Origin of the sequence: Modestobacter excelsi, from assembly GCF_005930495.1 — a bacterium.
GTDB classification, from domain to species: Bacteria; Actinomycetota; Actinomycetes; order Mycobacteriales; family Geodermatophilaceae; genus Modestobacter; species Modestobacter excelsi.
Genome location: NZ_SJEX01000007.1, coordinates 1 through 25,361 on the forward strand (window position 1 = coordinate 1; position 25,361 = coordinate 25,361).

Consider the following 25,361-nt stretch of genomic DNA (forward strand, 5'->3'; position numbering starts at 1 on the left):
ACCCTGCTCGCTGCCGCCCCGACCACCCCCGCTGACCTCGACGGCGCCGCCCTCGAGTTCGAGCGCCTCGAGCCGACCATCGGCGCCCGCGTCCACGGCGTGGACCTCAGCCGCGCCACCGACGACCAGGTCCGCGCGATCCGGGCGGCCCTCGCCGAGTACAAGGTGCTGTTCTTCGCCGGCCAGCACGGCCTGCACCCCGACAGTCAGATCGCCCTCGGCCGCCGGCTGGGCGAGGTCACCGAGGGCCACCCGGTCGTCCCCGGGGTCGACGAGGAGCACCCCGAGATCTACGCGCTGGACAGCTCCACCGGCGGCTTCGCCGACGTGTGGCACACCGACGTCACCTTCGTGCGCCGCCCGCCGCTGGGCTCCGTCCTGCGGGCCGTCGTCCTCCCGCCGACCGGCGGGGACACCCAGTGGGCGGACCTGGAGCTGGCCTACCGCTCGCTCAGCGAGCCGGTGCAGCGGCTCGCCGACCAGCTCGTCGCGGTGCACGACGGCACCCGGGAGTTCGGCTACTACCTCGCCCAGCGCGAGGAGCGCACCAGGTGGGAGGGCGAGGAGTTCCGCGCGCTCGTCCCGGTCGAGCACCCGGTCGTCCGGGTGAACCCGGACACCGGCCGCAAGGGGTTGTTCGTCAACCCCGGCTTCGTGTCCCACATCAAGGACGTCTCCGACGCCGAGAGCCGCTACCTGCTCGACCTCTTCTACGCCCACATCACCAAGCCCGAGCACATCGTGCGGCACCGCTGGTCGGTCGGCGATGTGGCCATGTGGGACAACCGGTCGACGGTGCACTACGCCAACCGTGACTACGGCGACACCCGGAGGGTGATGCACCGCATCACCCTGCGCGGCGACGCGCCGGTCGGGCCGGACGCCGCCTGACCTCCGACATGGCCCCAGCGGCCCGACGCCCTGAGAGAGTTGACCCCATGCAGCGCAACCTCCGCCGTCCCGGCGCGTCCGCCCTGGCGCTCACCGCCCTGCTCGCCGCCGCCCTCGCCGGCTGCTCCAGCGAGGAGGCGGGGTCGGGCTCGGGCGGGGGCAGCGGTGACGGCATCACGGTCCAGACCGCGGAGTTCAGCTGGACCGCGGCCGGCCTGACCAACGGCATCCTCTCCGAGATCGCCTCCGACCACCCCGACCTGGGGGTCTCCTCGCTGGCCACGACGCAGCTGGACCCGGCGGCCGCCTGGGCGGGTGCGCAGCGCGGGGACATCGACCTGCTCACCGAGGTGGCGCTGCCCAACCAGCAGGCGCTGGCCGACAAGGCGAGCGACCAGGTCGACGTCGTGTCCGAGACCTACGGCGACGCCGCGCAGGGCTGGTTCGTGCCCGCCTACGCGGTGGCGCCCGGCGGCCCGCTCGAGGGGCTGACCAGCGTCACCCAGCTCAACGACTACGCCGACGAGCTCGGCGGCAAGTTCTACGACGCCGACCCCGGCTACATCACCACGGAGCAGAACACCAAGCGGCTCAGCGGCTACGGCATCTCGCTGGAGCACGTCGTCTCCAGCGAGGCGGCGGAGCTCGCCCAGCTCAAGAGCTCCTACGGCAGCGAGGAGCCGATCGTGCTGTACCTGTACCACCCGCACGCGGTGTTCGCGCAGTACGACATGGTCCAGCTCGAGGAGCCCACGCCCTACTCCGACGGCTGCCTGACCACCGGTGACGGCGCCTGCGCGATGCCCTCGTACAGCGCCAACATCGCGGCCAGCAAGGAGCTCCAGGAGCAGGCCCCGGCCTTCGTCGACCTGCTGACCGACCTGCGCATCCCGGTCGACGAGATGGAGGCCATGCAGAAGCAGGTCGACGTCGACGGGGACGACGTCCCGACCGTCGCCCGGCAGTGGGTCGACGACCACGCCGACCAGATCGACCAGTGGATCGGCTGACGTGACGTCGCCGGTGCTGCGGGTCTCGGGCCTGACGAAGGTCTTCGGGGCACGCGAACGGGAGGCACTGCGGTTGGCCGCTGAGGGCCTCGGGCGCGACGAGGTCTACCGCCGGACGCAGTCGACGCTCGCCGTCCACGACGTCAGCTTCGAGGTGGCGCGGGGTGAGCTGTTCGTCGTCATGGGGCTGTCGGGGTCGGGCAAGTCCACCCTGGTGCGGCTGCTGAACCGGCTCATCGAGCCCAGCGCCGGCACCGTCGAGGTCGACGGCCGGGACCTGCGGGCCCTGGACGACGCGGAGCTCCGCCGCGTGCGCAACCAGAAGATCAGCATGGTCTTCCAGCACTTCGCGCTGCTGCCGCACCGCACGGTGCGGGAGAACGCCGGCTACGCGCTGAAGGTGCGCGGCGCCCGCGTCACCGAGCAGCGGGAGCGGGCGGACTGGGCACTGGAGACGGTGGGCCTGCTCGACCGGGCCGACGCCCGGCCCGACGAGCTCTCCGGCGGCATGCGGCAGCGGGTGGGCCTGGCCCGCGCGCTCGCCGCGGACTCCGAGGTGCTGCTCATGGACGAGCCGTTCTCCGCCCTGGACCCGCTGATCCGCCGGGACATGCAGGACCTGCTGGAGCGGCTGCAGTCGGAGCTGTCGAAGACCATCGTGTTCATCACCCACGACCTCAACGAGGCCATGCGGCTGGGCGACCGGATCCTCATGCTCAAGGACGGGCGGACCGTGCAGCTGGGCACCGGGCCGGAGATCATCGCCGCGCCCGCCGACGCCTACGTCGCCGACTTCACCTCCGACGTGGACCGGACCCGGGTGCTCACCGCCGGGGACCTGCTGCGCGAGCCGCGGCTGACCGCCCGGCTCGGGGACGCCCCCGGCGACGTGCTGCGGGCGCTGGGCGCGGTGGAGGCCAACGGCGTCTACGTGCTCGACGATGGCCGGCGCATCGCCGGCGTCGCCCGCGACCACCTGCTGGCCCGCGCGGTGCAGGAGGGCCGGGCGGCACTCGGGCCGCAGGAGCTGGTCACCGACTTCGCGACCATCGCGGCGGACCGTCCCGTCGTGGAGTTCGTGCACCTCCTCGGCCGGCACCCCGTGCCGCTCGGGGTCGTCGACGACGACGGCCGGCTGCTCGGCGTCGTCCCCCGGGCCGCGGTGCTGGACGCCCTGTCGGCCGTGCCGGTCACCGGGAGGCGCTCGTGATCCCCCACGTCCCGCTCGGTCAGTGGGTCTCCGACCTCATCGACTGGCTGCTCGCCACCGTCCCGTGGCTGTTCGACGGCATCTCCTCAGTCATGCAGGTGCTCGTCGACGGCCTCACCGACGCACTGGTCTCGCCGCCGCCGGTGGTGTGGATCGTGGTCGCCACGGTGCTCGCCCTCCTGCTGCGCGGTCCGTGGCTGGCCCTCTACACGCTGCTGGCGTTCCTGCTGGTGGTGTCGCTGGAGCTGTGGGTCGAGACCATGCAGACCCTGGCGCTGGTGCTGGTGGCCGCGGTGATCGCCGCGGCGATCGGCGTGCCGCTGGGCATCCTGGCGGCGCGGCACCGCGCGGTCAGCGTCGCGGTCCGGCCGGTGCTGGACTTCATGCAGACGACGCCGGTGTTCGTCTACCTCGCCCCCGCCGTCTTCTTCTTCGGCGTGGGCGTCGTGCCGGGGGTCGTGGCGACCATCCTGTTCGCCATCCCCCCGGGCGTCCGGCTGACCGAGCTCGGCATCCGGCAGGTGGACCGCGAGGTGGTGGAGGCCGCGCAGGCCTTCGGCGCCCGGCCGGGGCAGGTCCTGCGGGAGGTCCAGCTGCCGCTGGCGCTGCCGTCGATCATGGCCGGCGTCAACCAGGTGATCATGCTGGCGCTGTCGATGGTGGTCACCGCCGGGCTGCTCGGCGCGGCCGGGCTGGGCGCGGTGGTGGTGCGCGCGGTGACCCAGCTCGACGTCGCCTCCGGGGTCGAGGGCGGTCTCGCCGTCGTCCTGCTGGCGATCTTCCTCGACCGGCTGACGGCGTCCTTCGGCCACCCGACGGCGGTGTCCCGGCTGCTCCGGGCCCGGACCCGCCGGGCCGCGGCCGGAGCCGCCGGACCGGTGGTGCCGGCTCCCCGGTCCGAGGCCGCCGCTCCCGCCGAGGCGCCCGCGTCGCGCTGACCGGCGCCACCCGGCCACCACGCCGCGAGGCCGGCTGCACCCGCAGCCGGCCTCTCGCCGTCACCACCCCTGCGCGAGGATCGAGCACGTGCAGACCGGGGACCCGATGAGCGTGCAGGTGGTGCCCGGCGAGACCGCTCCCCCGGGGTTGAGCCGGGAGGAGGCCGAGGCGCGGCGACGGCGGGGTGAGGGCAACACGGCCACCCGGGGGTCGTCCCGGAGCTACGCGGCCGTCCTGCGCACCAACGTCTTCTCCTTCTTCAACCTCATCCTGTTCGTCATCGGCGCGGCCCTGCTCGCGCTGGGCCGCTACGACGACGCCTTCACCAGCGTCGGCCTGGGCCTGGTCAACGCCGCCATCAGCGCCGTGCAGGAGATCCGTGCCAAGCGCAAGCTCGACCGGCTGCAGCTGCTCAGCCGCGGCCGGGTCACGGTCGTGCGCGACGGCCGGGACGTCGAGGTCGTCCCCGACCAGGTCGTCCGCGGGGACGTGCTGCACCTGCGCCCCGGCGACCAGGTCGTGGTCGACGGCCCGGTGCTGGCCGGCGGCCTGGTCGAGGTGGACGAGTCGCTGCTGACCGGCGAGTCCGAGGCGCTGCGCAAGGAGCCCGGCGAGGACCTGCTGTCCGGCAGCCACTGCGTGGGCGGCGAGGGCCACCAGCTGGCCCGCGACGTCGGCGCGGCCAGCTACGCCAGCCGACTCACCACCGACGTGCGGCAGGCGTCGACCGACAGCACGCCGCTGCAGCGGCGCATCGGCTTCGTCGTCCGGCTGGTCATGGTGCTGGTCGGGCTGATGAGCGTCGCGATCCTCGCCCAGGCCGGTCTGGAGGGCTTCACGCTGGAGCGGGTCGTGCAGACCACCGCCGTGCTGTCCGGGCTCGTCCCCTACGGCCTGTTCTTCCTCGTCGCCGTCGCCTACACCGTGGGCGCGGCGAGGAGCGCCGCGCACGGGGCCCTGGTGCAGCAGGTCAACGCCGTCGAGTCGGTGAGCAACGTCGACGTGGTGTGCACCGACAAGACCGGCACGCTGACCACCGGGCGGCTGACCCTCGCCGAGGTGCTGCCGGTGGGCCCGGTGCCGGCGGCCGACGTCGAGGAGCTCGTCGGCTCGATGGCGGCAAGCACCGCGGCGGGGAACCTGACGACCACGGCGCTGGCCGGCGCGCTGCCCGGGGAGCCGGTGGTGGTCCGGGACGAGGTCCCGTTCTCCTCGTCGCTGCGGTGGAGCGCGCTGCGCACCGAGGACGGGGTCTACGTGCTGGGCGCACCCGACCGGCTCGCCCCGCAGCTGTCCGGGGAGCCGTTGACCGAGGCGGTGGCCGCGCGCACGTCCCAAGGGCTGCGGGTGCTCGTCGCCGCCCGGGCCGTGGACCCGGCCGCCCCGCTGCGCGACCGGACCGGCCGGGCCCGGCTGCCCGCACTGGAACCGCTGGCGCTGGTGGTGCTCGCCGACGAGCTGCGCCCCGGCGTGCCTGAGGCGATCGCGCGGTTCGCCGCCGACGGCGTCGACCTCAAGGTCGTCTCCGGCGACGACCCCGCCACCGTGGCGGCTCTGGCCCGGCAGGCCGGGCTGGCCGCCGGCGAACCGGTGAGCGGGGCCGGGCTCGACGGGCTGTCCGACGCCGAGCTCGACGCCGTGGTCGCAGGCAGCACCGTGTTCGGCCGGATCACCCCCGAGCAGAAGGAGCGGCTGGTGACCACGCTGCGCCGGCGCGGCCACCACGTGGCGATGATCGGCGACGGGGTCAACGACGCCCGGGCGCTCAAGCGGGCGCAGGTCGGGGTGGCGATGCGCAGCGGCAGCGCGGTCACCCGTGACGTCGCCGACATCGTGCTCACCGACGACTCGCTCGCCGCGCTGCTGCCGGCCCGGCACGAGGGCCGCCGGATCATCTCCGGCATCAGCACCTCCATGCAGGTGTTCCTGGCGCGGGTCGGCACCCAGGGCCTGGTCATCCTCACCGTCACCATGCTCGGGCTGGGCTTCCCGTACTCCCCCGCGCAGGTCGGGCTCACCCTGCTGACGGTCGGCGTCCCGACGCTGTTCCTCACCAGCTGGGCCCGCCCGACCGCTCCGGACCCGCACCTGCTGACCGACCTCTGGCGGTTCGTCGTCCCGGCGATGGTGCTCACCGCGGCCGCCGGCGCCGCCCTCTACGCCTACCACTACACGACGCTGCTCGACGGCTTCGAGCAGTCCCGGGTGCCCGAGGTCGTGGTCGCCGACTTCGAGCGGTACACCGGCGTGAGCTCCGACGACGTGGCGTTCACCGAGGCCGCGGCGACCATCGGGGCGCAGACGGCGCTGTCGACGTTCGTCTCCTACGCGGCGTTCCTGCTCATCCTGTTCCTGCGCCCGCCGACCCGGTTCTTCGCCTCCTGGACACGGCCGGACGGCGACCGGCGACCGGCCGTGCTGGTCCTCGCGCTCTTCCTGGCGTTCTCCGGCGGGCTGTTCGTGCCCTGGTTCACCGACTGGTTCGGGCTCACCCACGCCGCCGACCCGGTGTTCCGGACCGTGCTGCCGGCGCTGGTGGTCTGGTTCGCCCTGCTCAGCGCGGTCTACCGGTTCCGGGTCCTGGAGCGGGCCCTCGGCCTGGCCGCCCCCGCGGGCGAGGGCGGCCCTCCTCGCTGATCGACGTGCCCGCCCGCTCGGGAGGTGGGACGCTGTCCCTGCGTCGAGCACACGCCCCCTGCCGACCGGCCGGGCGCGGATGCCGTCGTCGTACGGACCACGCCGGCGCACGGTCGACCCTGCCGACCGCTCGTCGTCCCAGCACACCGCGGCGAGACCAGTCGCTCGAGCACAGCAGGAGCCGATGAGCACCGGACAGGCCGCCACGTGGGCGCACTGCGCCCCACCGACACCCACCTCGGCCCGCGACACGTGGACCTGGACCATCGGCCGTCCCGCGCAGCTCACCGGTGCACGCAACGACCTGCGGCGGAGCCTCCCCGCGGGGTCGCCACCCGATGACGTCGACCGGCTGCTGCTCGTCTTCGAGGAGCTGGCCAGCAACGGCCTGCGGCACAGCGGCGCCCCGGTCGAGGTGCGGGTGGACGGGTGCGACCGGGGCTGGCTGGTCGACGTCAGCGACGCGTGTCCGGAACAGCCACCCGTGCCGGCCCTCGACCGTGACCCGGCCCTGGGTGGCCTGGGCCTGCACCTCGTCGCACGGCTGTCCGCGGCGTTCGGCTGGGCGGTCGACGGCGATCGCAAGCACGTCTGGGCGGTGCTGGCGCTCGCCTGATCCCCGGGCTGCCGCGGGGTCGGGGTGTGGCCCTTCCCCCGGGCACGGGCACGGACCGCTTCCCGAAGGCGGGTCGTCCACCCGACACGCCCTCCCCGATGGCGCTACGGTTCTCCCCACACGTCGCCGGTGCGCCGGCTGCAGCTGACCGTCGGCGGCGAGGAGGAGAGCGGCATGGCGCGGCGCGATCTGGTGGTGGTCGGTGCCTCGGCCGGCGGCGTCGAGGCACTGCTGCAGCTGCTGCGGGCCCTGCCCCCCGACCTGCCGGCCGCCGTCCTGGTCGTCCTGCACCTCCCCACCGGTGCCCGCAGTGCACTGCCCGAGATCCTCGACCGGGTGTGCGCCCTCCCCGTCGGGCAGGCCGTGGACGGCGCCCTGCTGGAGCCCGGGACGGTGCGCGTGGCCGTACCGGACCGGCACCTGATGGTCGTCGACGACCACGTCCTGCTCTCCCGCGGACCGCGCGAGAACGGGCACCGGCCGGCCGTCGACGTGCTGTTCCGGTCCGCGGCCCGGTCCACCGGCCGGCGGGTGGTGGCGGTCGTGCTGTCCGGCGCCCTGGACGACGGGGCCGCCGGGATGATCGCGGTCCGGGCGCGCGGTGGCATCGGCATCGCCCAGGACCCGGCGGACGCGATGTACCCGAGCATGCCGCGGCACGCCGCCGAGGCCGGCGGAGTGGAGCACGTCGTCCCGGTCGAGAAGATGGCGGCCCTCCTCTCGACCCTGCTCAGCGAGGACATCACGGGCGTGCAGGAGCCGCCGCCCAGCGAGTTGATGGACACGGAGACGGCCATGGCGAACCTGGAACCGGACGCGCTCGACGGTGACGACCGGCCCGGCGTCCCGTCGGGATACGGCTGTCCGAGCTGTCACGGCGCGCTCTTCTCGATCACCGAGGGGGGCCTGGAGCGGTTCCGCTGCCGGGTCGGGCACGCCTGGTCGCCGGATGCACTCGTGGCCGAGCAGTCCCAGGCGCTCGAGGGGGCGCTGTGGATGGCGCTGCGCGGTCTGGACGAGTCCCTGGTCTCCCTCGACCCGCTCGACGGCTTCCTGACCGACCGAGGTCCGGGGTCGAGCCCGGACGGGGACGGGCGCCCCGGCGGCCGGGCCGACGACCCGACGTACGCCGGTGGCGCGATCATCGGGTCGAGCGCCGTCGACCTCGGCGGGCTGGTCGCACGAGCTCACGACGCCCGGGCATCCGCGCGCCGGATCCGGAGCTCGGCGCAGGAGGCGCGGCGGCGCGTCGCCGCGTCGACGAACGGGCTCGTCCTGGGTACGCGCCGGAGCCCGTCCCTGCTCGACGGCCAGGCGCAGCGCTGATCCGGGGGCCGAGCGCGGACAGGCAGCTCCCTGGCTCGCTGATCGACGGTCCCGTAGGGGCCATGGTGGCCGACATGACCCCTGCGCTGGGACCTCTGGCTCAGGGAGCCGCGTCGGCCTCGGGTGGATCGGCGGTGGGCGGCTGCAACCGGTCCCGGAAGGTGGCCACCTGGTCCTCGAGGAGCGTGTCGACGAGGCGGCGCAGCCGGTCGTCCCCCGTGCCACCGGCCGGTGGCGTCGACAGCGGGATGCAGTAGCGGAGGTAGCTCTCCTCGAGTGCCTCGTTGAGGGCCTGGGCGAGGACGTCCTGCTGGAAGACCTCCAGTGGCACCAGCGCCTGCAGGTAGCCGTCGAGGTCGAAGGCGTCGCCGGTGCCGCCGAGCGCCACGTAGCGCAGCCACAGTTCCTGCATGGTCAGCTCCGCACGGACGCGGGCAGCGTCCATGCGCCGGTGGCGCTCGTCGCTGGTCATGGTCACGGTCGGGCAGGCGCCGCACGGTGGGTGTTGCGCTCCACCACGGCGGCGAGGAGGGCGCGCGCGACGTCCTGCACGGGCTGCTCGGCCTGCCGGGCGGCGCTGGCCAGAGCGACGAACGCGTCCTGCTCACTGGTCGCGCCCCGGGCGAGCAGCACCCCGGTGGCCCGCGCGATCGCATCACGGCTGGCGAGCGCCTCGGTCAGCTGCCGGCTGAGCCGGCGGGCCTCCTGCAGGCTCTGGGTGTTGGCCAGCAGGATCGCGGCCTGACCCGCGAGCAGGCGCATGATCTGCTCGTCGTGCGGGCCGTAGTTCATCGGGCGCTCGCAGTAGACCTTCATGGCGCCGATCGACTCCTGGCCCACCACCAGCGGCGTGCTCAGCACCGAGCGCACACCCAGCTGGCCGACCGCGTCGTTCCACCGCCGCCAGCGGCCGTCGGTGGTGGTGTCGTCGATCCGCACGAGTTCCCGGGTGCGCCAGGCGGTCAGGCACGGGCCCTCATCGAGCTGGTACTGCAGGGCGTCGGCCTCCTCCACCGCAGCGTTGGAGGCGGCCTTGGAGCGCTTGCCGTGCTCGTCGATGAGGGTGACCGCCGCACCCAGCGTGCCGGCGGTGGCGGTCGCCGCCAGGCTGGTGACCAGCTCGAGGGCGGTGTCGACGGTCTCCCGGGAGAGCACCAGGCCGGCCATCTGGTTCAACGCTGCGCCGAGGTCCACCGGCGGTGGGCCGGTCAGCGGATCGGTGCCTGCCTGTGCCGGGCTACCGGCAGCGGAGTCGGTCATGGGTGGTCCCCTCCACGGGGGTCGTGGCGACTGCCGGGGACGTCCGCGGAGCTGCTCATGCGCGAGGGCCTCCCGCTCCGTCCCGGCCGGGCGCGAGGGCGCGCACCGACCGGCACCGGCGGAGAGGGAACCCGTGGTCTGGGTGATGCTCCGCCGCGCTGCGCGGCCGGTCCATCCACCGTCTCGCGCGCATGGCCGGCAACTCGTGTGCACGGTACCCGGCCGGGCGCTGTGCATGCCCACGGAGGGCCTCGGCGAGCACCTCCCCGACCCGGTGGGACCCGGGACGGCGCGGCTGCGGGGCTGGCCCGTCCGGTCAGGTGTCGATGTCACCGGCGGGCAGGCCGCCGATGATGCCGCGGGCCAGCTCGTCGTCCCGGGGCGGCCCGCGCCACTCGACGAGGAGCAACGACGCGTCGTCGCTGGTGTGGCCACCCCGCGCCGCCATCAGGTCGTGCGAGAGCAAGCGCACGGTCTCGGCGACGCTCGTCCGCTCGGTGCTGGCCCGCTCGACCAGCTCCCGCAGCCGGGCCTCGCCGAACTGCCCCCCGCCCTCGAGCCGCTCCTCGACGACCCCGTCGGTGAAGAACAGCACCCGGTCACCCGGGGCCAGCTGCACGGTCTGGACCGACGGGGACGCGCCGCCGAACCCCACGGGGCGGGTGGTGGGTCCGGACAGCTCGGCGACAGCGCCGTCCGGCCGGACCCACAGGGCGGCGGGGTGGCCGGCGTTGACCCAGCTGAGGACCCCGGTCACGGTGTCCAGCCGGCCCACCTGGGCGGTGGCGAAGCGCCCCGGGTGGGAGGTGCCGAGGACGTCGTCCATGTGCACGTAGAGGTCCGGCAGCGACGCCTCGGACCGCCGGCCGTGCCGGTAGGCGGCGACCACGACGGTGGCCATGATGGCCGCCTCCAGCCCGTGGCCCATGGCGTCGAAGACCGCCAGGTGCAGGACGTGGTCGTCCAGGGCGTAGTCGAAGCTGTCCCCACCCACGTCGTAGGCGGGCTCCAGGATGCCGGCGAGGGCGACGTCCGGGGTGGTCATCACCAGCGGCGGCAGCGTCTGCCACTGCAGGTGGGCCGACAGGCTCATCGGCACCGCGGCGCGGATCTTGGCGAACGTGCCGGTGTAGAGGGACTTGGTGACGACGAGGTCCGCGGTCAGGCCGGCCAGGCGCTGGGCGAGCCGTCGGTCGTTGTCGTCGACCCCGGGCAGGGTGAACGCCAGGACGCCGACGCGGTCGGAGCCGTCCAGCATCGGCAGGTACAGCCGCACGGACCCGTCTGACATCTGCTGCTCGATGCGGGCGTCCTGGGTGAAGGCGCGGCCCGGCCAGCTCCCGGCGATCGGCGTCGACGCGCCGACGAGCCCGCGCCCGGTCAGCGGCTGCAGGGTCCGCTGGTCGTAGTCCTGCAGCCAGATGCTGACGTCCGTGCCGCCGATGGAGCCGATCTCCTGCGCGACCAGCGGCCCCACCAGCCGGGCAGGCATGAGGTGCGCCCGGTCCAGCAGCGACCCCAGCACCCGCTCGCCGAGGCTCTCGGTCCGCGACCGGCCCTCCTCGTCGACGAAGCCCACACCCACGTCGGCCTGCAGTGTCTGCACCGCGACGGTGAGGTGGTCGTGTCCGTCGTCCGGCATCCGCTCTCCCACCAGGTCCCGCCCCATGAGGGGTGACCGGAAGGCGACCCAGGCGCACCGGCCGCAGCCGGGTCGAGCAGCGTCGTGCCGATCAGCCGGCACCCGCGAGGAGGACCCTAGCCGGGCCGCGCAAGGACGTCGGTCACGCCGGGCCCGCGTCCCCGTCAGTCGACGGCGAGCCGGACGGGGATGCTCTCCCAGGCCCGCAGCGTGTTGTTGTGGTGCCGCCGGGTGGGGCCGGCGAGCTCGATCGACCGCACCCGCCGGGCGAGCGCGGTGAGCACGGCCTCGGCCTCGAGCCGGGCGACGTGCTGGCCGACGCACTGGTGCAGGCCCATGCCGAAGCCCACGTGCCCCGAGGGGTCGCGGTCGAGGTCGAAGCGGTCGGGGTCGGTCCACCGGCGGGGGTCGCGGTTGGCGGCGGCCAGGAACATCAGCACCTTGCGGCCCTCCGGGACGACGGTGCCGCCGATGCCGACGTCGGTGGTCGTGGTGCGGAAGAAGGTCTGCACCGGTGACTCCCACCGGATGGCCTCGTCGAAGGCCACCCGGGCCAGCGACGGGTCGGCGACCAGCCGGGCCCACTGGTGCGGGTGCGTCGCGAAGGCGTAGAGGATCGCCGACAGCGCGTGCACCGTGGTGTCCACCCCGGCGGTGAGCAGCGACCGGACCATCAGCGGCGCCTGCTGCGGGGTGATCTCCCCACGGTCGGCCGCGGCCCAGATGGCGGCGCCGAACCCGTCGCCGCTGAGCGCCTCACGGGCGCACTGCTCCCCCACCCAGCCCGACAGCTCCGGCACCCGGTGCGCGCCCCTGGCCACCAGGTCGTTGCTCGGGCCGAAGGCGTTGAAGGCGTGGTCCCCGTAGGGCAGCAGGTTCTCCCGGCCGTCCGGGCCGATGCCGACCGCGTCGGGGAAGACCCGCAGCGGGAACGCCTCGGCGAGCACCGGGACGGCGTCGAACTCGGTGCCCGCGGCGAGCACGGAGTCCACGAGCTGCTCGGCGTCGGCGGTCCAGCCCGCACGCAGGGACCGCAGTGCCCGCGGGCCCAGCACCGCGCTCAGCACGCGGCGGGGGGCGTCGTGCCGGGGCGGGTCGGCCTCCAGCAGCAGGCTGGGCGGCCGCCACGGCTCCTCGGTGCGGAAGTTGGACAGCCCCACCCCGGCGGCGGACTGGAACTGCTGCCAGTCGACCAGCGCGGCGTGCACCTCGGCGTACCGGGCGACGGCGAACACGTCGTACCGGCTCAGGTGCACGACCGGACCGGCCTCGCGCAGCTCCTCGTGCAGCGGCAGCGGGTCCTCCAGGACCTCGTGGCTGAAGGGGTCGGCGTCGCTGACGGGCAGGTCGGTGGGGCGGCTCGGGGCGAGGGTCATGGTCGGCTCCAGCGGGTCGGCGGGGTCAGAGGTCGAGGACGAGGCGGTCGCTGCAGGACCGGGACACGCAGGGGTACATGCAGTCACCGGCGGCCCGGGCGTCGTCGTCCAGCAGCGAGTCGCGGTGGTCGGGCTGCCCGGCCAGGACGGTGGTCTCGCAGGTGCCGCACGTGCCCTGCCGGCAGGAGGAGAGCACCTCCACCCCGGCCGCGCCGATCGCCTCGAGCACCGAGACGTCCGGCGTGACGGTGAGCGTGCGCCCGGACCGGCGCAGCTCCACCTCGAAGGCCGTGGTGCGCACCGGCGCGCCGCGCTCGGCGGCGACGAACCGTTCGGTGTGCAGGGCCCTGGCCGGCCAGCCGTGGCAGGCGCGCTCCAGCGCGGACAGCAGCGGCTCGGGGCCGCAGCCGTAGACCGGCGTGCCAGTGCGCGGCGTGCCGAGGAAGCCTGGCAGGTCCAGCAGCCCGTACTCGTCCTGCGGCCGGACCAGCACCCGGTCCCCGTGGACCGCCAGCTCGTCGAGGAAGGCCATCGAGCTGCGCTGCCGGCCGCCGTAGAGCAGCCGCCAGTCGGCACCGAGCATCTCCGCCTGCGCGATCATCGGCAGCAGCGGGGTGATGCCGATGCCCCCGGCCACGAACCGGTAGGACTCCGCGGGCACCAGCGGGAAGGCGTTGCGGGGCCCGCCCAGCCCGACCACGTGCCCGGGCGCGAGCTGTTCGTGCACGTGCCGGGAGCCGCCCCGGCTGGTGGGCTCCAGCAGCACGCCCACGCGGTAGGTGTGCGCGTCCCAGCGGTCCCCGCACAGCGAGTACTGCCGGGTGAGGCCACCTTCCAGGGTGAGGTCGACGTGCGCGCCGGGTGCCCAGTCCGGCAGCCGACCGCCGTCCGGGGCGGCGAGGGTGAGGGTGACGACGCCGTCGGCGACCGGGGTCTTGTCCACCACCCGCACCGTCGACCGGTCCACCCCGCTGCGGCGGGTCCTGCTCGTCTGCTCCACGGTGAGCACTCCGACCTCCTCGTCGTCGTCGGCCCCCAGCCTGCGACCCAGGTCACCCGGGGCAGAAGCGACTTCTCAATGGACGAGAGACCGGTGTCACACTCGGATCGTGCCCCGGACCCCGACAGGTGAGTCGGTGCTGGCCCGCGCCGTGCGGGTGCTGGCCGCCTTCACCGCCGACGAGCCGACGCTCACCGTCGGCGAGGTGGCCCGGCGCAGCGGCCTGCACGTGGCCACCGCGTCCCGGCTGGTCGCCGAACTGGTCGCGCACGGACTGCTGGAGCGGGGCCCGGACCGCCGGGTGCGGGTCGGCGTCCGGCTGTGGGAGCTGGCCGCGCGGGCCTCCCCCACGGTGTCCCTGCGGGACGCGGCGATGCCCTTCCTGGAGGACGTGCACGCGGTCGTGGGACACCACGTGCAGCTCGGCGTGCTCGACGGCGAGGACGTCCTCTTCCTGGAGCGGCTCAGCGCGCGCGACGCGGTCGTCAACTTCTCCCGGATCGCCGGCCGGCTGGCGCTGCCCACGTCGTCGTCCGGGCTGGTCCTGCTGGCCCACGCCCCGCTCGACCTGCAGGAGCGGGTGCTGGCGCGGCCGCTGCACCCGGTCAGCCCGGCCGGCTTCGGCAGCGCGGCCCAGCTGCGGACGGCGCTGGCGGAGGTCCGGCGGACCCAGGCAGCCGTGCTCGCCGGTCACCAGCACCCCGATGCCACCGGGGTGGCGGTGCCGGTGCGGGACGGCCGGGGCGAGGTGGTCGCCGCGTTGTCGGTGATCGTGCCCAACGACGGTCGCGGCGCGACGCTGGTGCCGCTGCTGTCGGCCACCGCGCGCGGCATCTCGCGGGCCCTGCGCACACCGGCGGCGTAGTGGCCGGTCAGGACGGCCAGTCGTCGTCCACGCGGTCGTCCACGAGGCTGCCGAGCGTGGCAGCGGGGGTCAGCATGGCCGTGCCCTGCGCGCAGCCCAGCACCGACAGGCCGAGGACGAGGCGGGCCAGGACGCCGCGGCGGCGACCGCAGAGCGACCCCGTCCGCGGGTCGATGGCGAACTCGGCGCGCAGCGGCGCCACGATGTCCAGGAACGTCATCGACTCCGACATGGCGACCCCCGCCTGAGGACGGCAGGTCTCCGTCGACCCGCACCGTGCGAGCAGTGTGCGGCCGCGGCGGTCGAAACGGAAGGAATCCGTGCTGAACCCGGGCACCACCAGGGTGGACGAGGTCCTCGCCCTGGGCTGGGCAGTTCCCCGAGGACCTCCAGGGCCCCCGGCCCGGCGAGGCCCGCGGAGGTGACCGGCGCGTCCGCGGCGTACAGCCCCGCCACCGGCGCGAAGACCTCTCGGTCCCACCCCTCCCGCCGAGCCCGGTGCGCCGGCTCGTCAGCCGCTGTCGCGGACCGGACGCGCCTTCCGCAGCGCCGGGGACAGCCAGCGGGCGCCCGGTCCGTCCCGCGCCGCCAGGTCACCGGGGTTGGACAGCGCACACCGGTCCAGGGACAGGCAGCCGCAGCCGATGCACGAGCTCAACCCGTCGCGCAGCTGGGTGAGCGCGGCGATCTGCTCGTCCAACCGGGTCTGCCAGCCCGCCGACAGGCGTGCCCAGTCCCGGGCGGTGGGCGCGCGCCCCTCGGGCAGGGTGTCCAGCGCCGCCCGGATCTCAGCCAGCGACAGGCCGACGTTCTGCGCGGCCCGGACGAACGCCAGCCGGCGCAGCACGCTGCGCGGGTAGCGGCGGGCGCCGCCCGCCGTGCGCGCCGAGCTGATCAGCCCCTGAGACTCGTACCAGCGCACCGCGGACGGCGCGAGGCCTGCGCGGGCGGCGATCTGCCCGACCGAGAACTCCACCTGCCGCCCCCTTGACCTCAAGTGCACGTGAAGTCCGAGGGTAGCGCCATGACATCCCCCACCGCACTGGTCACCGGCGCCTCACGCGGGCTTGGCCTCGCCCTCGCCACCGCGCTCGACGCCGAGGGCTGGCAGCTCGTCCTGGACGCCCGGGACGGCGACCGCCTGGCCACCGCCGTCGCCGGCCTGCCCCTCCCCGGCCTGGTCACCGCACTGCCCGGCGACGTCGCCGACCCCGCGCACCGCGCCGCGCTGGCCGCCGCCGTCCCCTCCCGCCTCGACCTGCTCGTCACCAACGCCAGCGACCTCGGCCCCAGCCCGCTCCCCCCGCTCGCCGAGCTGCCGTTGCCGGCCTTCGAGCGGGTGCTCGCGGTCAACACCGTGGCGCCGTTGGCGCTGGTCCAGCTGCTGCTGCCGGCACTCCGCCGGGCGGGCGGCCGGGTGCTGCAGATCAGCTCCGACGCCGCCGTGGAGGCCTACGCCGGCTGGGGCGGCTACGGCGCGAGCAAGGCCGCCCTCGACCAGCTCAGCGCCGTGCTCGCCGTCGAGGAACCGGACCTGCGCGTCTACGCGGTCGACCCGGGCGACATGGCCACCGAGATGCACCAGGCCGCGTTCCCGGGCGAGGACATCAGCGACCGGCCCACGCCGGAGACCGTCGTCCCGGCGCTGCTGCGGCTGGTCGCCGGGGAGCTGCCGAGCGGCCGCTACCGGGCCGCGGAGCTGGCTGCCGCGGGAGCACCGGCATGACTGCACCGTTCACCCTCCCGCCCGGGTCGGAGGCCACCGCTCCCCCGGAACGGCGCGGGTTGGCCCGGGACGGCGTCACGCTGCTGGCCGCCCGGCCCGGCGCCGTCACGACCCACCGCTTCCGCGAGCTGCCCGACCTGCTCGCGCCCGGCGACGTCGTCGTGGTCAACACCTCGCCCACCGTCCCCGCCCGGCTGGACGCCGTCCGCGGCGACGGCACCGTCACCCCGGTCCACGTGGCCACCACGCTGGACGACGGCAGCTGGGTGGTCGAGGTCCGCCGTCCGGACAACACCGGGCCCGACCTGGGCGCGGAACCGGGGTCGGTGCTGCTGCTGCCCGGGAGCGTGCAGCTGCGGTTGGTCGCGCCGTTCCCGGTCCCCGGCTCCCGGCTGTGGCGGGCCGGCACCGACCCGGCGGTGGCCGCCGCCGCGCACCTCGCCCGGTACGGGACGCCGATCCGCTACGGCTACCTGGCCCGCGCCGTCCCGCTCGCCGCCCTGCAGAACGTCTACGCCACCCCGGTCGACCCGCGGGAGCTGGGCAGCGCGGAGATGGCCAGCGCCGGGCGGCCGTTCACCGACCGGCTGCTGGTGCGGCTGGTGGCCCGCGGGATCGCGGTGCTGCCGCTGGTGCTGCACACCGGCGTCTCCAGCCCCGAGCTGCACGAGCCCCCGGCGCCCGAGCGGTTCGCCGTCCCGGCGGCCACCGCCCGGATCGTCACCGGCGCCCGGGCGGCGGGCGGCCGGGTCGTCGCGGTCGGCACCACCGTGACCCGGGCACTCGAGTCGGCCACCGGCGAGGACGGCGTGACCCGCCCCGCGTCGGGCTGGACCGACCTGGTGCTCGGCGCGGACCGACCGGCCCGGGTGGTGGACGGCTTGGTCACCGGGCTGCACGCGCCCGAGGCCAGCCACCTGCAGCTGCTCGCCGCGGTCGCCGGGGTGGACCTCGTCGACGAGGCCTACCGGACGGCGGTCGGCGCGCACCTGCTCTGGCACGAGTTCGGCGACTCGATGCTGTTCCTGCCCTGAGAACCGGGTCGCCGGCCGCGCGGGAGGGACGGACGGCGGCCGGCCTCAGCCGAGCAGCAGCGCGATGACGACGTAGTGGCAGGTGGCAGCGACGCACACGAACGCGTGGAAGACCTCGTGGTAGCCGAACACCGCCGGGAACGGGTCCGGCCGGCGGAGGTGGTAGGCCACCGCGCCGGTGACGTAGAGACCCCCGCCGGCGACCACGAGGACCGCGGCGAGCACACCGCCGTTGGCCCGGAGCGCCGGCAGGGCGAGCGCGGCGACGGCGCCCAGCCCGATGAACGACCCACCGACGAGCCACTCGGGTGCGTTCATGCGGACCAGGTGCGTGCCGATCCCCACCGCGGTGAGGGACCACACGAGGACCAGGCACACCGCGCCGTAGGTGCCGGGGACGGCGAGCAGGAACACCGGGGTCGCCGTACCGGCGATCGACAGGGAGATCATCACGTGGTCGGCGCGCTGCAGGACGGCGCTGGCGGCCGGGCCCCAGTCCCCCCGGTGGTAGAGGGCACTGACCCCGAACAGCCCGCTGAGGCAGAGGACGTAGACGGTGACACCGGCGACCTGCCGGGCACCGTGCGCGGCGACCCCGAGGAGGGTGCCGGCGACGAGGGACGCCTCGAACCACGCCAGGTGCAGCCAGCCGCGCAGCAGCGGTTTGCTGTAGTGCACGCCGCGGCGGGAGTCGTAGTGCACCGTCGCAGCGCGTGTGCCCTGCCCCGCCACCGACGGCGGGCGGTCCGTGATGGTCATCCGCAGACACCAGCGCCCGACAGCGGCACCTCGGTGAGCCTCTGCGCAGCTCACGGTGTCCGGCGGTGACGCCCTTCCTGATCGCCCTCGACGCTACGCCGGGTGTGTCCGGGCAGCGACTCGCGGCAGGACCTCACCGCGACCACCTGCCGCGGTGGGCGGTGCGCACGGGGCTGCCCTGCTGTCCTCGTCGAACGCGCCCGGGGTCCGGCGCGTCGCGGGAGACCAGCTCCGGTCGCCGGCCCCCGGTCGCCCCGGGCGCACCGTGGGGACGTGCTCGAGCGACCGGAGCCGACCTGGCCGTCAGGCCGGTGCCGCGCGCGGTGGGGTGAGCGCGGCGACCGCGGCCAGCACGGCCCCCGCCAGCGCGTAGGACGCCAGCACGTCGGTGAACCAGTGATCGCCCAGGTACAGCCGGCTGATCCCGATGGCCACCGCGGCAGCCGCGGCGGCACCGACGGCTCCGGTCCGCACCAGGGCCGACGAGGTGACCCGCCAGACCACCAGCGCCACCCCGCCGGCCAGCGCGGTGAGCACCAGGGTGTGCGCCGACGGGAACCCCGACCCGGTCTCCGGCGCGCCCAGCATGACCGCAGCGGCCGGGCGGGCCCGGCCGACGAGGGTCTTGACCAGCTCGGCGAGCACCACGGCACCGGCCACCGAGGCGCCCAGGACCAGCAACGGCCGCAACGAGCGGGTGCGGACGGCGACCAGCACGACCAGCGCTGCTCCCAGCCCGGCCGCGGCGCCGTCGAGCGGGGTGCTGCTGATGGCCTCGAAGACCCGGTCCAGCGGGCCGCTGCGGTGCTGCACCAGCCAGCGGAGCGTCGGCCCGTCCTCCTCCGCGAGCCCCTCGCGGGTGAGCACCATGCCCAGCACGGCCACCCAGGCCAGCAGCAGGGCCGCGCACGCCCACCACGGCGAGGTCGGCCGCCGGCCCGGCGCGCGGACGTCGCTCATCGGGTGGGCACCCGTGCGGCGTCCGCCGCGAGCGGCGTCTGGTCCCGCTTGCTGACCGCGAGGTAGCTGACGACCGCCAGGATCACCAGCAGGAACACCACGCTGGTGACCGTCGTGCCCAGGCCCAGACCGCCGTCGGACCGGCCCTGGGACAGCCCGTCGCCGAGCGACGCACCGAGCGGGCGGGTGAGCACGTAGGCGATCCAGAAGGTGAGGACGGCGTTCGCGCGGAACACCAGGTGGCTGACCGCGACAGCGGCGATCAGCAGCGCGACGACCAGCGCCGTCGGCCAGTAGCCGAGGCCCAGCTTCTCGTCGACCAGGTCGCCGACCGCCGTCCCCAGGGCGAAGGTGACCAGGATCGCCAGCCAGTAGAAGGCCTCGCGCCGGCCGGTGACGATGCTGTGGATCGACAGCGTGCCCTCCTTCGCGTACCAGGCGGCGAAGGTGGCGGCCAGGGCGACGGCGAACACCACGGTGCTCACCACCAGCGGCACCCCGAGGGCGTCGGTCAGGTTGTCGGTCACCAGCGTGCCGACCACGCTGATCAGCACCACGGTCAGCCAGTAGACCGCCGGCACGTAGCGGCGGGTGCGGAACTGCGCGGCCAGGGCGATCGCGAAGACCCCGGTCATCAGCACCGTCGTACCGCCCAGCCCGAGCCCCAGACCGGACAGGAAGTCGGCGAAGGTCTCCCCCACGGTGGTGGCCAGCACCTTGATGACCCAGAAGAAGAGCGTGACCTCGGGGACCTTGTTCAGCAGGCGGCGCGCGCTCACCGGGATGTCGACCATGCCCAGCAGCGTGCGGGCACAGCCCTGAACGCGGCCTGAACGCAGCTGCCGGTCAGCGCCGGTCGTGGGGCACCATCGTCGCCGTGCCCGAGGTGCTGCTGGTCGAGGACGACACCGCCCTCCGGTCCACCGTCGCCCGGGCGCTGCGCGACGCGGGCCTGGTGGTCACCACGGCAGGCGACGGCACGCAGGCGCTCGCGGCGGCCGGCCGCGGCCCGGACACCCGGTTCGCCGCGGTCGTGCTGGACATCGGCCTGCCGGACTCCGACGGGCGGGACGTCTGCCAGGCGCTCCGCGCGCGGGGCATCGACGTGCCGGTGCTGTTCCTCACCGCCCGGGACCAGCTGCACGACCTGCTCTCGGGCTACGCCGCGGGCGGGGACGAGTACCTGACCAAGCCCTTCCACGTGCGCGAGCTCGTCGTCCGCCTGCAGGCGCTGCTCCGCCGGGCCGCACCCCGGGCGCCCCGGGACGCCTCGACCCTGCACCTGGACCCGGCCGGGCACGCGCTCGACGGCCCGACCGGGCGTCTGCCGCTCACGCCCACGGAGTTCCGGCTGCTGGCGGTGCTGATGGCCGCCCCGGGCGACGTCGTCCGGCGGCGCGATCTGGTCCGGGCCGGCTGGCCGGACGGCGCGGTCGTCTCGGAGAACACGTTGGACCAGTACGTGGCCCGGCTCCGCCGCAAGCTCGGCCAGGCCGGCGACCACGGCCGGTCCCTGAGCACCGTGGTCGGCGTCGGCTACCGGTTCCAGTGAGGCTCCCGCCCGGTCCCCGCATCCGCAGCCTGCGCGGCCGGCTGGCGTGGTCGGCCTCGGCGGTGGTCGCCGTCTGGGTGCTGCTGCTGGCCGTCGGGGCCAACGTGCTGCTCGGCTCGGCGCTGGCCGGTGAGGCCGACAGCGTCCTGCGCGCACGTGCCGAGGCGACCGCGACCACGCTGGACGTCGCCCCGTCCGGCAGCGTGTCCGTCGACGAGGCCGGCGACGACCGGGCACTCGACGTCGGGACCTGGATCTTCGCCGGGAACGGCGGGCTGGTGGAGGGCCCTCCCGGCAGTTCACCGCAGGAGGACCGGGCTGCCCGCCACCTGGCCGGCCGCGGGCAGCGGACCGTCGAGGTCGGGGACGAGGACCCGGTGCGGCTGTTCGCCCTCCCGGTCACCGACGGCGGCACGCAGGTCGCGACCGTGGTGACCAGCACCAGCCTGGCCCCCTACCGGGCGCTGGAGCGGCTCGCGCTGTGGGGCAGCGCGGCGGTCGCCCTCCTCCTGCTGGTGATCGTGCACCTGGTGCTGCGGGCCACCGTCGGGCGGGCGCTGCGCCCGGTGCAGCAGATGAGCGAGCAGGCAGCCCGGTGGAGCGCCGACGACGTCGACCGCCGTTTCGACCAGCAGTCCCGCCCGACCGAGCTCGCCGAGCTGGCGGCGACCCTCGACGGCGTCCTCGACCGGCTCTCCGCGGTGCTGCGGCACGAGCAGCGACTGACCGACGAGCTCTCCCACGAGCTGCGGACGCCGCTGGCCCGGCTCCGCGCCGAGGTCGAGCTGGCCCGGGACCGCCGCCCGGACGACCCGGAGGTGTCCGCCGGCCTGGCGGCGGTCGACGCGGCCGCCGGGGACATGCAGCGGACCATCGAGACGCTGCTGACCTCGGCCCGCGCCGGGACGCGGAGCGCACCGGGTCGCTGCGCCCCCGCGGCCGTCGTCGACGCGCTCGTGCCGGTCGCCGCCCGCCCGCCCGGGGTGTGGGTCGACGTCGACATCGACCCCGACCTCGTCGTCGGTGTCGACGGCGCGGTGCTGCAGCGGCTGCTCGCGCCGGTGCTGGACAACGCCCTGCGGTACGCGGGCAGCTCGGTGACCGTGCGGGCCGAGCGGGACGGCGACCGCGTCGTCCTGACCGTCGAGGACGACGGGCCGGGGGTCGCCGCGGAGGACGTCGAGCGCGTCCTCCGACCCGGGTGGCGCGCGGACCCGGACGACGACCACCCCGGCGGGGGCCTGGGGCTCGCGCTCGCCGCCCGGCTGGCCGCGGCCTCCACCGGGTCGATCCGCGCCCACCCGGGGCCCGGCGGCCGGTTCGACGTCCGGCTGCCCCCGGGCTGACGACCGCCGGAGCAGGACGTTCAGGTCGTGTTCAGGTGGGCCTGCCTACCGTGCCGGGGATGAGCGGCTTCCTCGATCCGGCGCACCTGATCGACACCTTCGGACTCGTCGGCGTCATGGTGGTGCTGTTCGCCGAGTGCGGCCTGCTCGTCGGGTTCTTCCTGCCCGGCGACTCGCTGCTGTTCACCGCCGGTCTGCTCGCCGCGGGCGGGCGGATCGCCCCGCTGTGGGTGCTCCTCGTGCTGCTCCCGCTGGCCGCGATCGCCGGCAACCTGGCCGGGTACTGGATCGGCCGGAAGGCGGGGCCCGCGGTGTTCAGCCGGCCGGACTCGCGGCTGTTCAGGGCCGAGCACGTGGAGCGGTCCCGGGCGTTCTTCGAGCGCAACGGCGCCCGGACCGTGCTGCTGGCCCGGTTCGTGCCGATCGTGCGGACCTTCGCCACCGTGATGGCCGGCGCCTCCCGGATGGACCTGCGCCGGTACGCCGGGTACTCGGTGATCGGCGGCGTGGCCTGGGCGGCCGGGCTCACGCTCCTCGGCTGGTGGCTCGGCCAGGTCGCGGTCGTGCGGGACCACGTGGAGCTCTTCGTCCTGGGCGTGGTGGCGCTGTCGCTGGTGCCGGTCCTGCTCGAGGTGCTGCGCGGCCGCCGCCGGGCCGATCAGCACACGGCATGAGCCCAGGATGGTGGTCACCGCCGAGGCCGCCCGGACGGCGGTGGGCTCCTCCGCACCGGTCCGGCAGCGGCCGGCGCCGTGCTGCGGCACGGTCCCGCGATCGCGGTGCGGACGGGGGTCGATCCTCCGGTGTGGCTCCGCCGGGTGTGGTCATGGCACTCCGGTTCGCCACGCGAACTTGCACTGATGCAACTGTTGCGTCATCGTGACCACGTGCGTGGGGAACGGGTCCCGAGGCCGGGCCGGCGATGACCGATCAGCCGCGCAGGGCCTCCGCAGGCGAGTCCCAGGTGCTGCTGGCGACGGCGCGGCTCATGGTCGGCGTCTCCGTCCGGGCCGCCGACGAGGTCGGCGCGGCGTCGCTGGTGCAGCTGCGCGCGCTGACCGTCATCGACGACCTCGGGGTCGCCAACCTCGTCCAGCTGGCCGAGCAGATGGGGGTCACCATCTCGACGACCAGCCGACTGGTCGACCGGCTGGTCGCCGCCGACCTGGTCGACCGGCGCCCCTCGGAGCAGACGCGCCGGGAGATCAGCATCTCCCTCACCGAGACCGGGCGCGGGCTGCTGCAGCGCTACGACGACCTCCGTGTCGAGGAGCTGCAGGCGCGACTCACCCTGCTCCCCCGTGCCCAGCACGAGGCGGTCGTCGACGCCCTCGCGGTGCTGCTCGGGCCCGCCGGAGCACCGGCGGGAGCCACCGGGCGCGGCTGACCGCCCGCAGGACGACCAGGAGGCACCCCGCATGGCGACCTCGATCGAGGACCACGGGCTCATCGGTGACCTGCAGACGGCGGGGTTGGTCGGGCGGGACGGGACGATCGACTGGCTGTGCCTGCCCCGCTTCGACTCCCCGGCCTGCTTCGCCGCCCTGCTGGGGGACGCCGGGAACGGCCGCTGGACGCTCGCGCCCCGGTCCGGAGGGGACTGCACCCGGCGCCGGTACCGCGGCGAGACCCTGGTGCTGGAGAGCACCTGGGACACCGGCACCGGATCGGTGCGGGTCCTGGACCTCATGCCACCCCGCGGCGAGGCGGCCCAGGTCGTGCGGATCGTCGAGGGCATCAGCGGGCGCGTGCCGATGCGGTCGGACCTCACGCTGAGGTTCGACTACGGGCACGTGGTGCCGTGGGTCCGCCACGTCGACGGAGAGCTCGCCGCGGTGGCCGGTCCCGATGCGGTGTGGCTGCGGACCCCGGTCGAGCTGGTCGGGCAGGACCGGGCCACGCGCGCCGACTTCGAGGTCGCCGCCGGCGACCGGGTGCCCTTCGTCCTCACCTACGCCGCCTCGCACCTCCCCCGCCCGCGGCCCGTCGACCCGGAGCAGGCGCTGGCCGGCACGGAGTCCTTCTGGTCGGACTGGATGGCGCACTGCGACTACGACGGCGAGTGGGAGGAGGCCGTCCGGCGGTCGCTGGTGACGCTCAAGGCGCTCACCTACGCCCCCACCGGCGGGATCGTCGCAGCTGCCACCACGTCGCTGCCGGAGGAGCTGGGCGGCGCCCGCAACTGGGACTACCGCTACTGCTGGCTGCGCGACGCGACGTTCACCCTGCAGGCACTGCTCGGCACCGGCTACGCGGCGGAGGCCCGGGCCTGGCGGGAGTGGTTGCTGCGCGCCGTCGCCGGCGACCCGGCCGACCTGCGGATCATGTACGCGGTCGACGGCAGCCGGCGCATCCCGGAGTACGAGCTGCCCTGGCTCCCCGGCTACGCCGGGTCCGCCCCGGTCCGGGTCGGCAACGCGGCCGCGGGGCAGTTCCAGCTCGACGTGTGGGGCGAGGTGCTCGACGGCCTGCACTGGTCACGGACGTCGGGACTGACCCCCACCGAGGACGCCTGGGCCCTCCAGCGAGCGCTGCTGGACTTCCTCGAGGGGCACTGGGACTCCCCGGACAACAGCCTGTGGGAGGTGCGCGGCGACCGCCGGCCCTTCGTGCACTCCAAGGTGATGGCGTGGGCCGGTCTGGACCGCGCCGTCCAGGCGGTGGAACGGTTCGGTCTCGACGGCCCGGTCGACCGGTGGCGGCGACTGCGCCAGGAGGTGCACGACGACGTCTGCGCGCGCGGCTACGACGCCGACCGGGGCACCTTCACCCAGTTCTACGGGTCCCGTGGACTGGACGCCGCCCTCCTCCTGCTGCCCCGCGTGGGCTTCCTCCCGCCGGCGGACCCGCGCATCGTGGGCACGGTGGACGCCGTGCGTCGGGAGCTGCAGCACGACGGCCTGCTGATGCGCTACGACCCGGACGCGGACGGCGGCGTCGACGGCCTGGCCGGACGCGAGAACCCCTTCCTGGCGTGCAGCTTCTGGCTGGCCGACGCGCTGAGCACGACCGGTCGGCGGCAGGAGGCGCGGCAGCTGTTCGAGCGGCTGCTGGGGCTGCGCAGCGACCTCGGTCTGCTCAGCGAGGAGTACGACACCCGCGCCCGCCGGCAGGTCGGGAACACACCACAGGCGTTCAGCCACGTGGGGCTGGTGAACACCGCCCGCTGGCTGCAGCACGCCGACCCTCCTCCCCGGTGAGCGCTCGACCTG

24 protein-coding genes and 1 pseudogene are annotated in these 25,361 nt (G+C 75.0%); 15 read left to right on the forward strand and 10 right to left on the reverse strand.

Annotation, left to right across the window (positions count from 1 at the left end; genetic code table 11):
- From FHL80_RS04160 to FHL80_RS04190, 7 genes are all read left to right on the forward strand, one after another.
- Positions 1-891 (forward strand): TauD/TfdA dioxygenase family protein (locus FHL80_RS04160; protein WP_216870411.1); only part of this gene is annotated, 891 nt, incomplete at its 5' end.
- Between the two features lie 47 nt (positions 892-938).
- A complete protein-coding gene (locus FHL80_RS04165; RefSeq protein ID WP_138732193.1) occupies positions 939-1,901 on the forward strand; it encodes a glycine betaine ABC transporter substrate-binding protein in 963 nt (320 codons plus the stop codon).
- 1 nt (position 1,902) lies between these two features.
- Positions 1,903-3,111 carry a quaternary amine ABC transporter ATP-binding protein gene (locus FHL80_RS04170; RefSeq protein ID WP_138732194.1) on the forward strand — a complete coding sequence of 403 codons (1,209 nt, stop codon included), beginning with the start codon at positions 1,903-1,905 and terminating at the stop codon, positions 3,109-3,111.
- Positions 3,108-4,049 (forward strand): ABC transporter permease, encoded by a 942-nt coding sequence (locus FHL80_RS04175; protein WP_138732195.1) that lies wholly within the window; start codon positions 3,108-3,110, stop codon positions 4,047-4,049. The genes FHL80_RS04170 and FHL80_RS04175 overlap by 4 nt, the downstream gene beginning before the upstream one ends.
- 88 nt (positions 4,050-4,137) lie before the next feature.
- Positions 4,138-6,687 carry an HAD-IC family P-type ATPase gene (locus FHL80_RS04180; protein WP_138732196.1) on the forward strand — a complete coding sequence of 850 codons (2,550 nt, stop codon included), beginning with the start codon at positions 4,138-4,140 and terminating at the stop codon, positions 6,685-6,687.
- Between the two features lie 184 nt (positions 6,688-6,871).
- On the forward strand, positions 6,872-7,303 hold the full coding sequence (locus FHL80_RS04185) for an ATP-binding protein (protein WP_138732197.1): 432 nt from the start codon (positions 6,872-6,874) through the stop codon (positions 7,301-7,303).
- A 129-nt stretch (positions 7,304-7,432) separates the two neighbouring features.
- Positions 7,433-8,629 carry a chemotaxis protein CheB gene (locus tag FHL80_RS04190; RefSeq protein WP_138732198.1) on the forward strand — a complete coding sequence of 399 codons (1,197 nt, stop codon included), beginning with the start codon at positions 7,433-7,435 and terminating at the stop codon, positions 8,627-8,629.
- A gap of 100 nt (positions 8,630-8,729) precedes the next feature.
- Here the strand turns inward: FHL80_RS04190 and FHL80_RS04195 are convergent, their stop codons facing one another.
- The 5 genes and pseudogenes from FHL80_RS04195 to FHL80_RS04215 all read right to left on the reverse strand — a co-directional run.
- Positions 8,730-9,101: a hypothetical protein gene (locus FHL80_RS04195; protein ID WP_138732199.1), complete on the reverse strand. Its 372-nt coding sequence runs from the start codon at positions 9,099-9,101 to the stop codon at positions 8,730-8,732.
- 2 nt (positions 9,102-9,103) lie between these two features.
- Positions 9,104-9,889: a GAF and ANTAR domain-containing protein gene (locus tag FHL80_RS04200; protein ID WP_216870412.1), complete on the reverse strand. Its 786-nt coding sequence runs from the start codon at positions 9,887-9,889 to the stop codon at positions 9,104-9,106.
- 316 nt (positions 9,890-10,205) lie between these two features.
- Complete coding sequence (locus tag FHL80_RS04205; RefSeq protein ID WP_138732201.1) at positions 10,206-11,531, reverse strand: PP2C family protein-serine/threonine phosphatase; 1,326 nt, start codon at positions 11,529-11,531, stop codon at positions 10,206-10,208.
- 164 nt (positions 11,532-11,695) lie between these two features.
- Entirely contained in the window at positions 11,696-12,907 is a 1,212-nt protein-coding gene (locus FHL80_RS04210) for a cytochrome P450 (protein WP_138732202.1), read from the reverse strand.
- Between the two features lie 25 nt (positions 12,908-12,932).
- Positions 12,933-13,898: pseudogene (locus FHL80_RS04215) on the reverse strand (PDR/VanB family oxidoreductase); the annotation flags it as partial.
- Positions 13,899-14,016: 118 nt separating this feature from the next.
- On the opposite strand from FHL80_RS04215, the gene FHL80_RS04220 reads away from it, so the two are divergent.
- Positions 14,017-14,772, forward strand: a complete 756-nt coding sequence (locus FHL80_RS04220; protein WP_138732204.1) for an IclR family transcriptional regulator — start codon at positions 14,017-14,019, stop codon at positions 14,770-14,772.
- Between the two features lie 7 nt (positions 14,773-14,779).
- Here FHL80_RS04220 and FHL80_RS04225 read toward each other — a convergent pair whose 3' ends face one another.
- Positions 14,780-14,992: a hypothetical protein gene (locus FHL80_RS04225; protein WP_216870413.1), complete on the reverse strand. Its 213-nt coding sequence runs from the start codon at positions 14,990-14,992 to the stop codon at positions 14,780-14,782.
- A gap of 291 nt (positions 14,993-15,283) precedes the next feature.
- Positions 15,284-15,748 (reverse strand): redox-sensitive transcriptional activator SoxR, encoded by a 465-nt coding sequence (gene soxR, locus FHL80_RS04230; protein ID WP_138732206.1) that lies wholly within the window; start codon positions 15,746-15,748, stop codon positions 15,284-15,286.
- 48 nt (positions 15,749-15,796) lie between these two features.
- Between soxR and FHL80_RS04235 the strand changes: the two genes are divergently transcribed.
- Both FHL80_RS04235 and FHL80_RS04240 read left to right on the forward strand, forming a co-directional pair.
- Positions 15,797-16,498: an SDR family NAD(P)-dependent oxidoreductase gene (locus FHL80_RS04235; RefSeq protein ID WP_138732207.1), complete on the forward strand. Its 702-nt coding sequence runs from the start codon at positions 15,797-15,799 to the stop codon at positions 16,496-16,498.
- Positions 16,495-17,532, forward strand: coding sequence for an S-adenosylmethionine:tRNA ribosyltransferase-isomerase (locus tag FHL80_RS04240; protein WP_138732208.1), 1,038 nt, complete (start codon positions 16,495-16,497; stop codon positions 17,530-17,532). The genes FHL80_RS04235 and FHL80_RS04240 overlap by 4 nt, the downstream gene beginning before the upstream one ends.
- A gap of 45 nt (positions 17,533-17,577) precedes the next feature.
- Here the strand turns inward: FHL80_RS04240 and trhA are convergent, their stop codons facing one another.
- The 3 genes from trhA to FHL80_RS04255 all read right to left on the reverse strand — a co-directional run bounded on the left by trhA (position 17,578) and on the right by FHL80_RS04255 (position 20,045).
- A complete protein-coding gene (gene trhA, locus FHL80_RS04245; protein ID WP_138732209.1) occupies positions 17,578-18,291 on the reverse strand; it encodes a PAQR family membrane homeostasis protein TrhA in 714 nt (237 codons plus the stop codon).
- Positions 18,292-18,594: 303 nt separating this feature from the next.
- Positions 18,595-19,251, reverse strand: coding sequence for a phosphatase PAP2 family protein (locus FHL80_RS04250; protein ID WP_138732210.1), 657 nt, complete (start codon positions 19,249-19,251; stop codon positions 18,595-18,597).
- A complete protein-coding gene (locus tag FHL80_RS04255; protein ID WP_138732211.1) occupies positions 19,248-20,045 on the reverse strand; it encodes a COG4705 family protein in 798 nt (265 codons plus the stop codon). The genes FHL80_RS04250 and FHL80_RS04255 overlap by 4 nt, the downstream gene beginning before the upstream one ends.
- Before the next feature lie 83 nt (positions 20,046-20,128).
- On the opposite strand from FHL80_RS04255, the gene FHL80_RS04260 reads away from it, so the two are divergent.
- The 5 genes from FHL80_RS04260 to FHL80_RS04280 all read left to right on the forward strand — a co-directional run bounded on the left by FHL80_RS04260 (position 20,129) and on the right by FHL80_RS04280 (position 25,349).
- Positions 20,129-20,803, forward strand: coding sequence for a response regulator transcription factor (locus FHL80_RS04260; protein ID WP_216870414.1), 675 nt, complete (start codon positions 20,129-20,131; stop codon positions 20,801-20,803).
- Positions 20,800-22,149, forward strand: coding sequence for an ATP-binding protein (locus FHL80_RS04265; protein ID WP_138732212.1), 1,350 nt, complete (start codon positions 20,800-20,802; stop codon positions 22,147-22,149). Before FHL80_RS04260 ends, FHL80_RS04265 begins: the two co-directional genes overlap by 4 nt.
- Before the next feature lie 59 nt (positions 22,150-22,208).
- Complete coding sequence (locus FHL80_RS04270; protein WP_138732213.1) at positions 22,209-22,823, forward strand: DedA family protein; 615 nt, start codon at positions 22,209-22,211, stop codon at positions 22,821-22,823.
- 248 nt (positions 22,824-23,071) lie between these two features.
- Positions 23,072-23,536 carry a MarR family winged helix-turn-helix transcriptional regulator gene (locus tag FHL80_RS04275; protein ID WP_138732214.1) on the forward strand — a complete coding sequence of 155 codons (465 nt, stop codon included), beginning with the start codon at positions 23,072-23,074 and terminating at the stop codon, positions 23,534-23,536.
- A 31-nt stretch (positions 23,537-23,567) separates the two neighbouring features.
- The gene (locus FHL80_RS04280; protein ID WP_138732215.1) at positions 23,568-25,349 is read left to right on the forward strand and encodes a glycoside hydrolase family 15 protein; all 1,782 of its coding nucleotides are present in this window, start codon (positions 23,568-23,570) and stop codon (positions 25,347-25,349) included.
- Positions 25,350-25,361 lie beyond the last annotated feature (12 nt).

What these genes read in the sequence shown, in the direction of transcription:
- FHL80_RS04235 (WP_138732207.1), top strand. Translation starts at nt 15,797, where the DNA reads ATGACATCCCCCACCGCACTGGTCACCGGCGCCTCACGCGGGCTTGGC.
- FHL80_RS04270 (WP_138732213.1), top strand. Translation starts at nt 22,209, where the DNA reads ATGAGCGGCTTCCTCGATCCGGCGCACCTGATCGACACCTTCGGACTC.
- trhA (WP_138732209.1), bottom strand. Translation starts at nt 18,291, where the DNA reads ATGACCATCACGGACCGCCCGCCGTCGGTGGCGGGGCAGGGCACACGC.
- FHL80_RS04185 (WP_138732197.1), top strand. Translation starts at nt 6,872, where the DNA reads ATGAGCACCGGACAGGCCGCCACGTGGGCGCACTGCGCCCCACCGACA.
- FHL80_RS04200 (WP_216870412.1), bottom strand. Translation starts at nt 9,889, where the DNA reads ATGACCGACTCCGCTGCCGGTAGCCCGGCACAGGCAGGCACCGATCCG.
- FHL80_RS04250 (WP_138732210.1), bottom strand. Translation starts at nt 19,251, where the DNA reads ATGAGCGACGTCCGCGCGCCGGGCCGGCGGCCGACCTCGCCGTGGTGG.
- FHL80_RS04275 (WP_138732214.1), top strand. Translation starts at nt 23,072, where the DNA reads ATGACCGATCAGCCGCGCAGGGCCTCCGCAGGCGAGTCCCAGGTGCTG.
- FHL80_RS04210 (WP_138732202.1), bottom strand. Translation starts at nt 12,907, where the DNA reads ATGACCCTCGCCCCGAGCCGCCCCACCGACCTGCCCGTCAGCGACGCC.
- FHL80_RS04280 (WP_138732215.1), top strand. Translation starts at nt 23,568, where the DNA reads ATGGCGACCTCGATCGAGGACCACGGGCTCATCGGTGACCTGCAGACG.
- FHL80_RS04165 (WP_138732193.1), top strand. Translation starts at nt 939, where the DNA reads ATGCAGCGCAACCTCCGCCGTCCCGGCGCGTCCGCCCTGGCGCTCACC.
- FHL80_RS04205 (WP_138732201.1), bottom strand. Translation starts at nt 11,531, where the DNA reads ATGCCGGACGACGGACACGACCACCTCACCGTCGCGGTGCAGACACTG.
- FHL80_RS04255 (WP_138732211.1), bottom strand. Translation starts at nt 20,045, where the DNA reads ATGGTCGACATCCCGGTGAGCGCGCGCCGCCTGCTGAACAAGGTCCCC.
- FHL80_RS04225 (WP_216870413.1), bottom strand. Translation starts at nt 14,992, where the DNA reads ATGACGTTCCTGGACATCGTGGCGCCGCTGCGCGCCGAGTTCGCCATC.
- FHL80_RS04240 (WP_138732208.1), top strand. Translation starts at nt 16,495, where the DNA reads ATGACTGCACCGTTCACCCTCCCGCCCGGGTCGGAGGCCACCGCTCCC.
- FHL80_RS04195 (WP_138732199.1), bottom strand. Translation starts at nt 9,101, where the DNA reads ATGACCAGCGACGAGCGCCACCGGCGCATGGACGCTGCCCGCGTCCGT.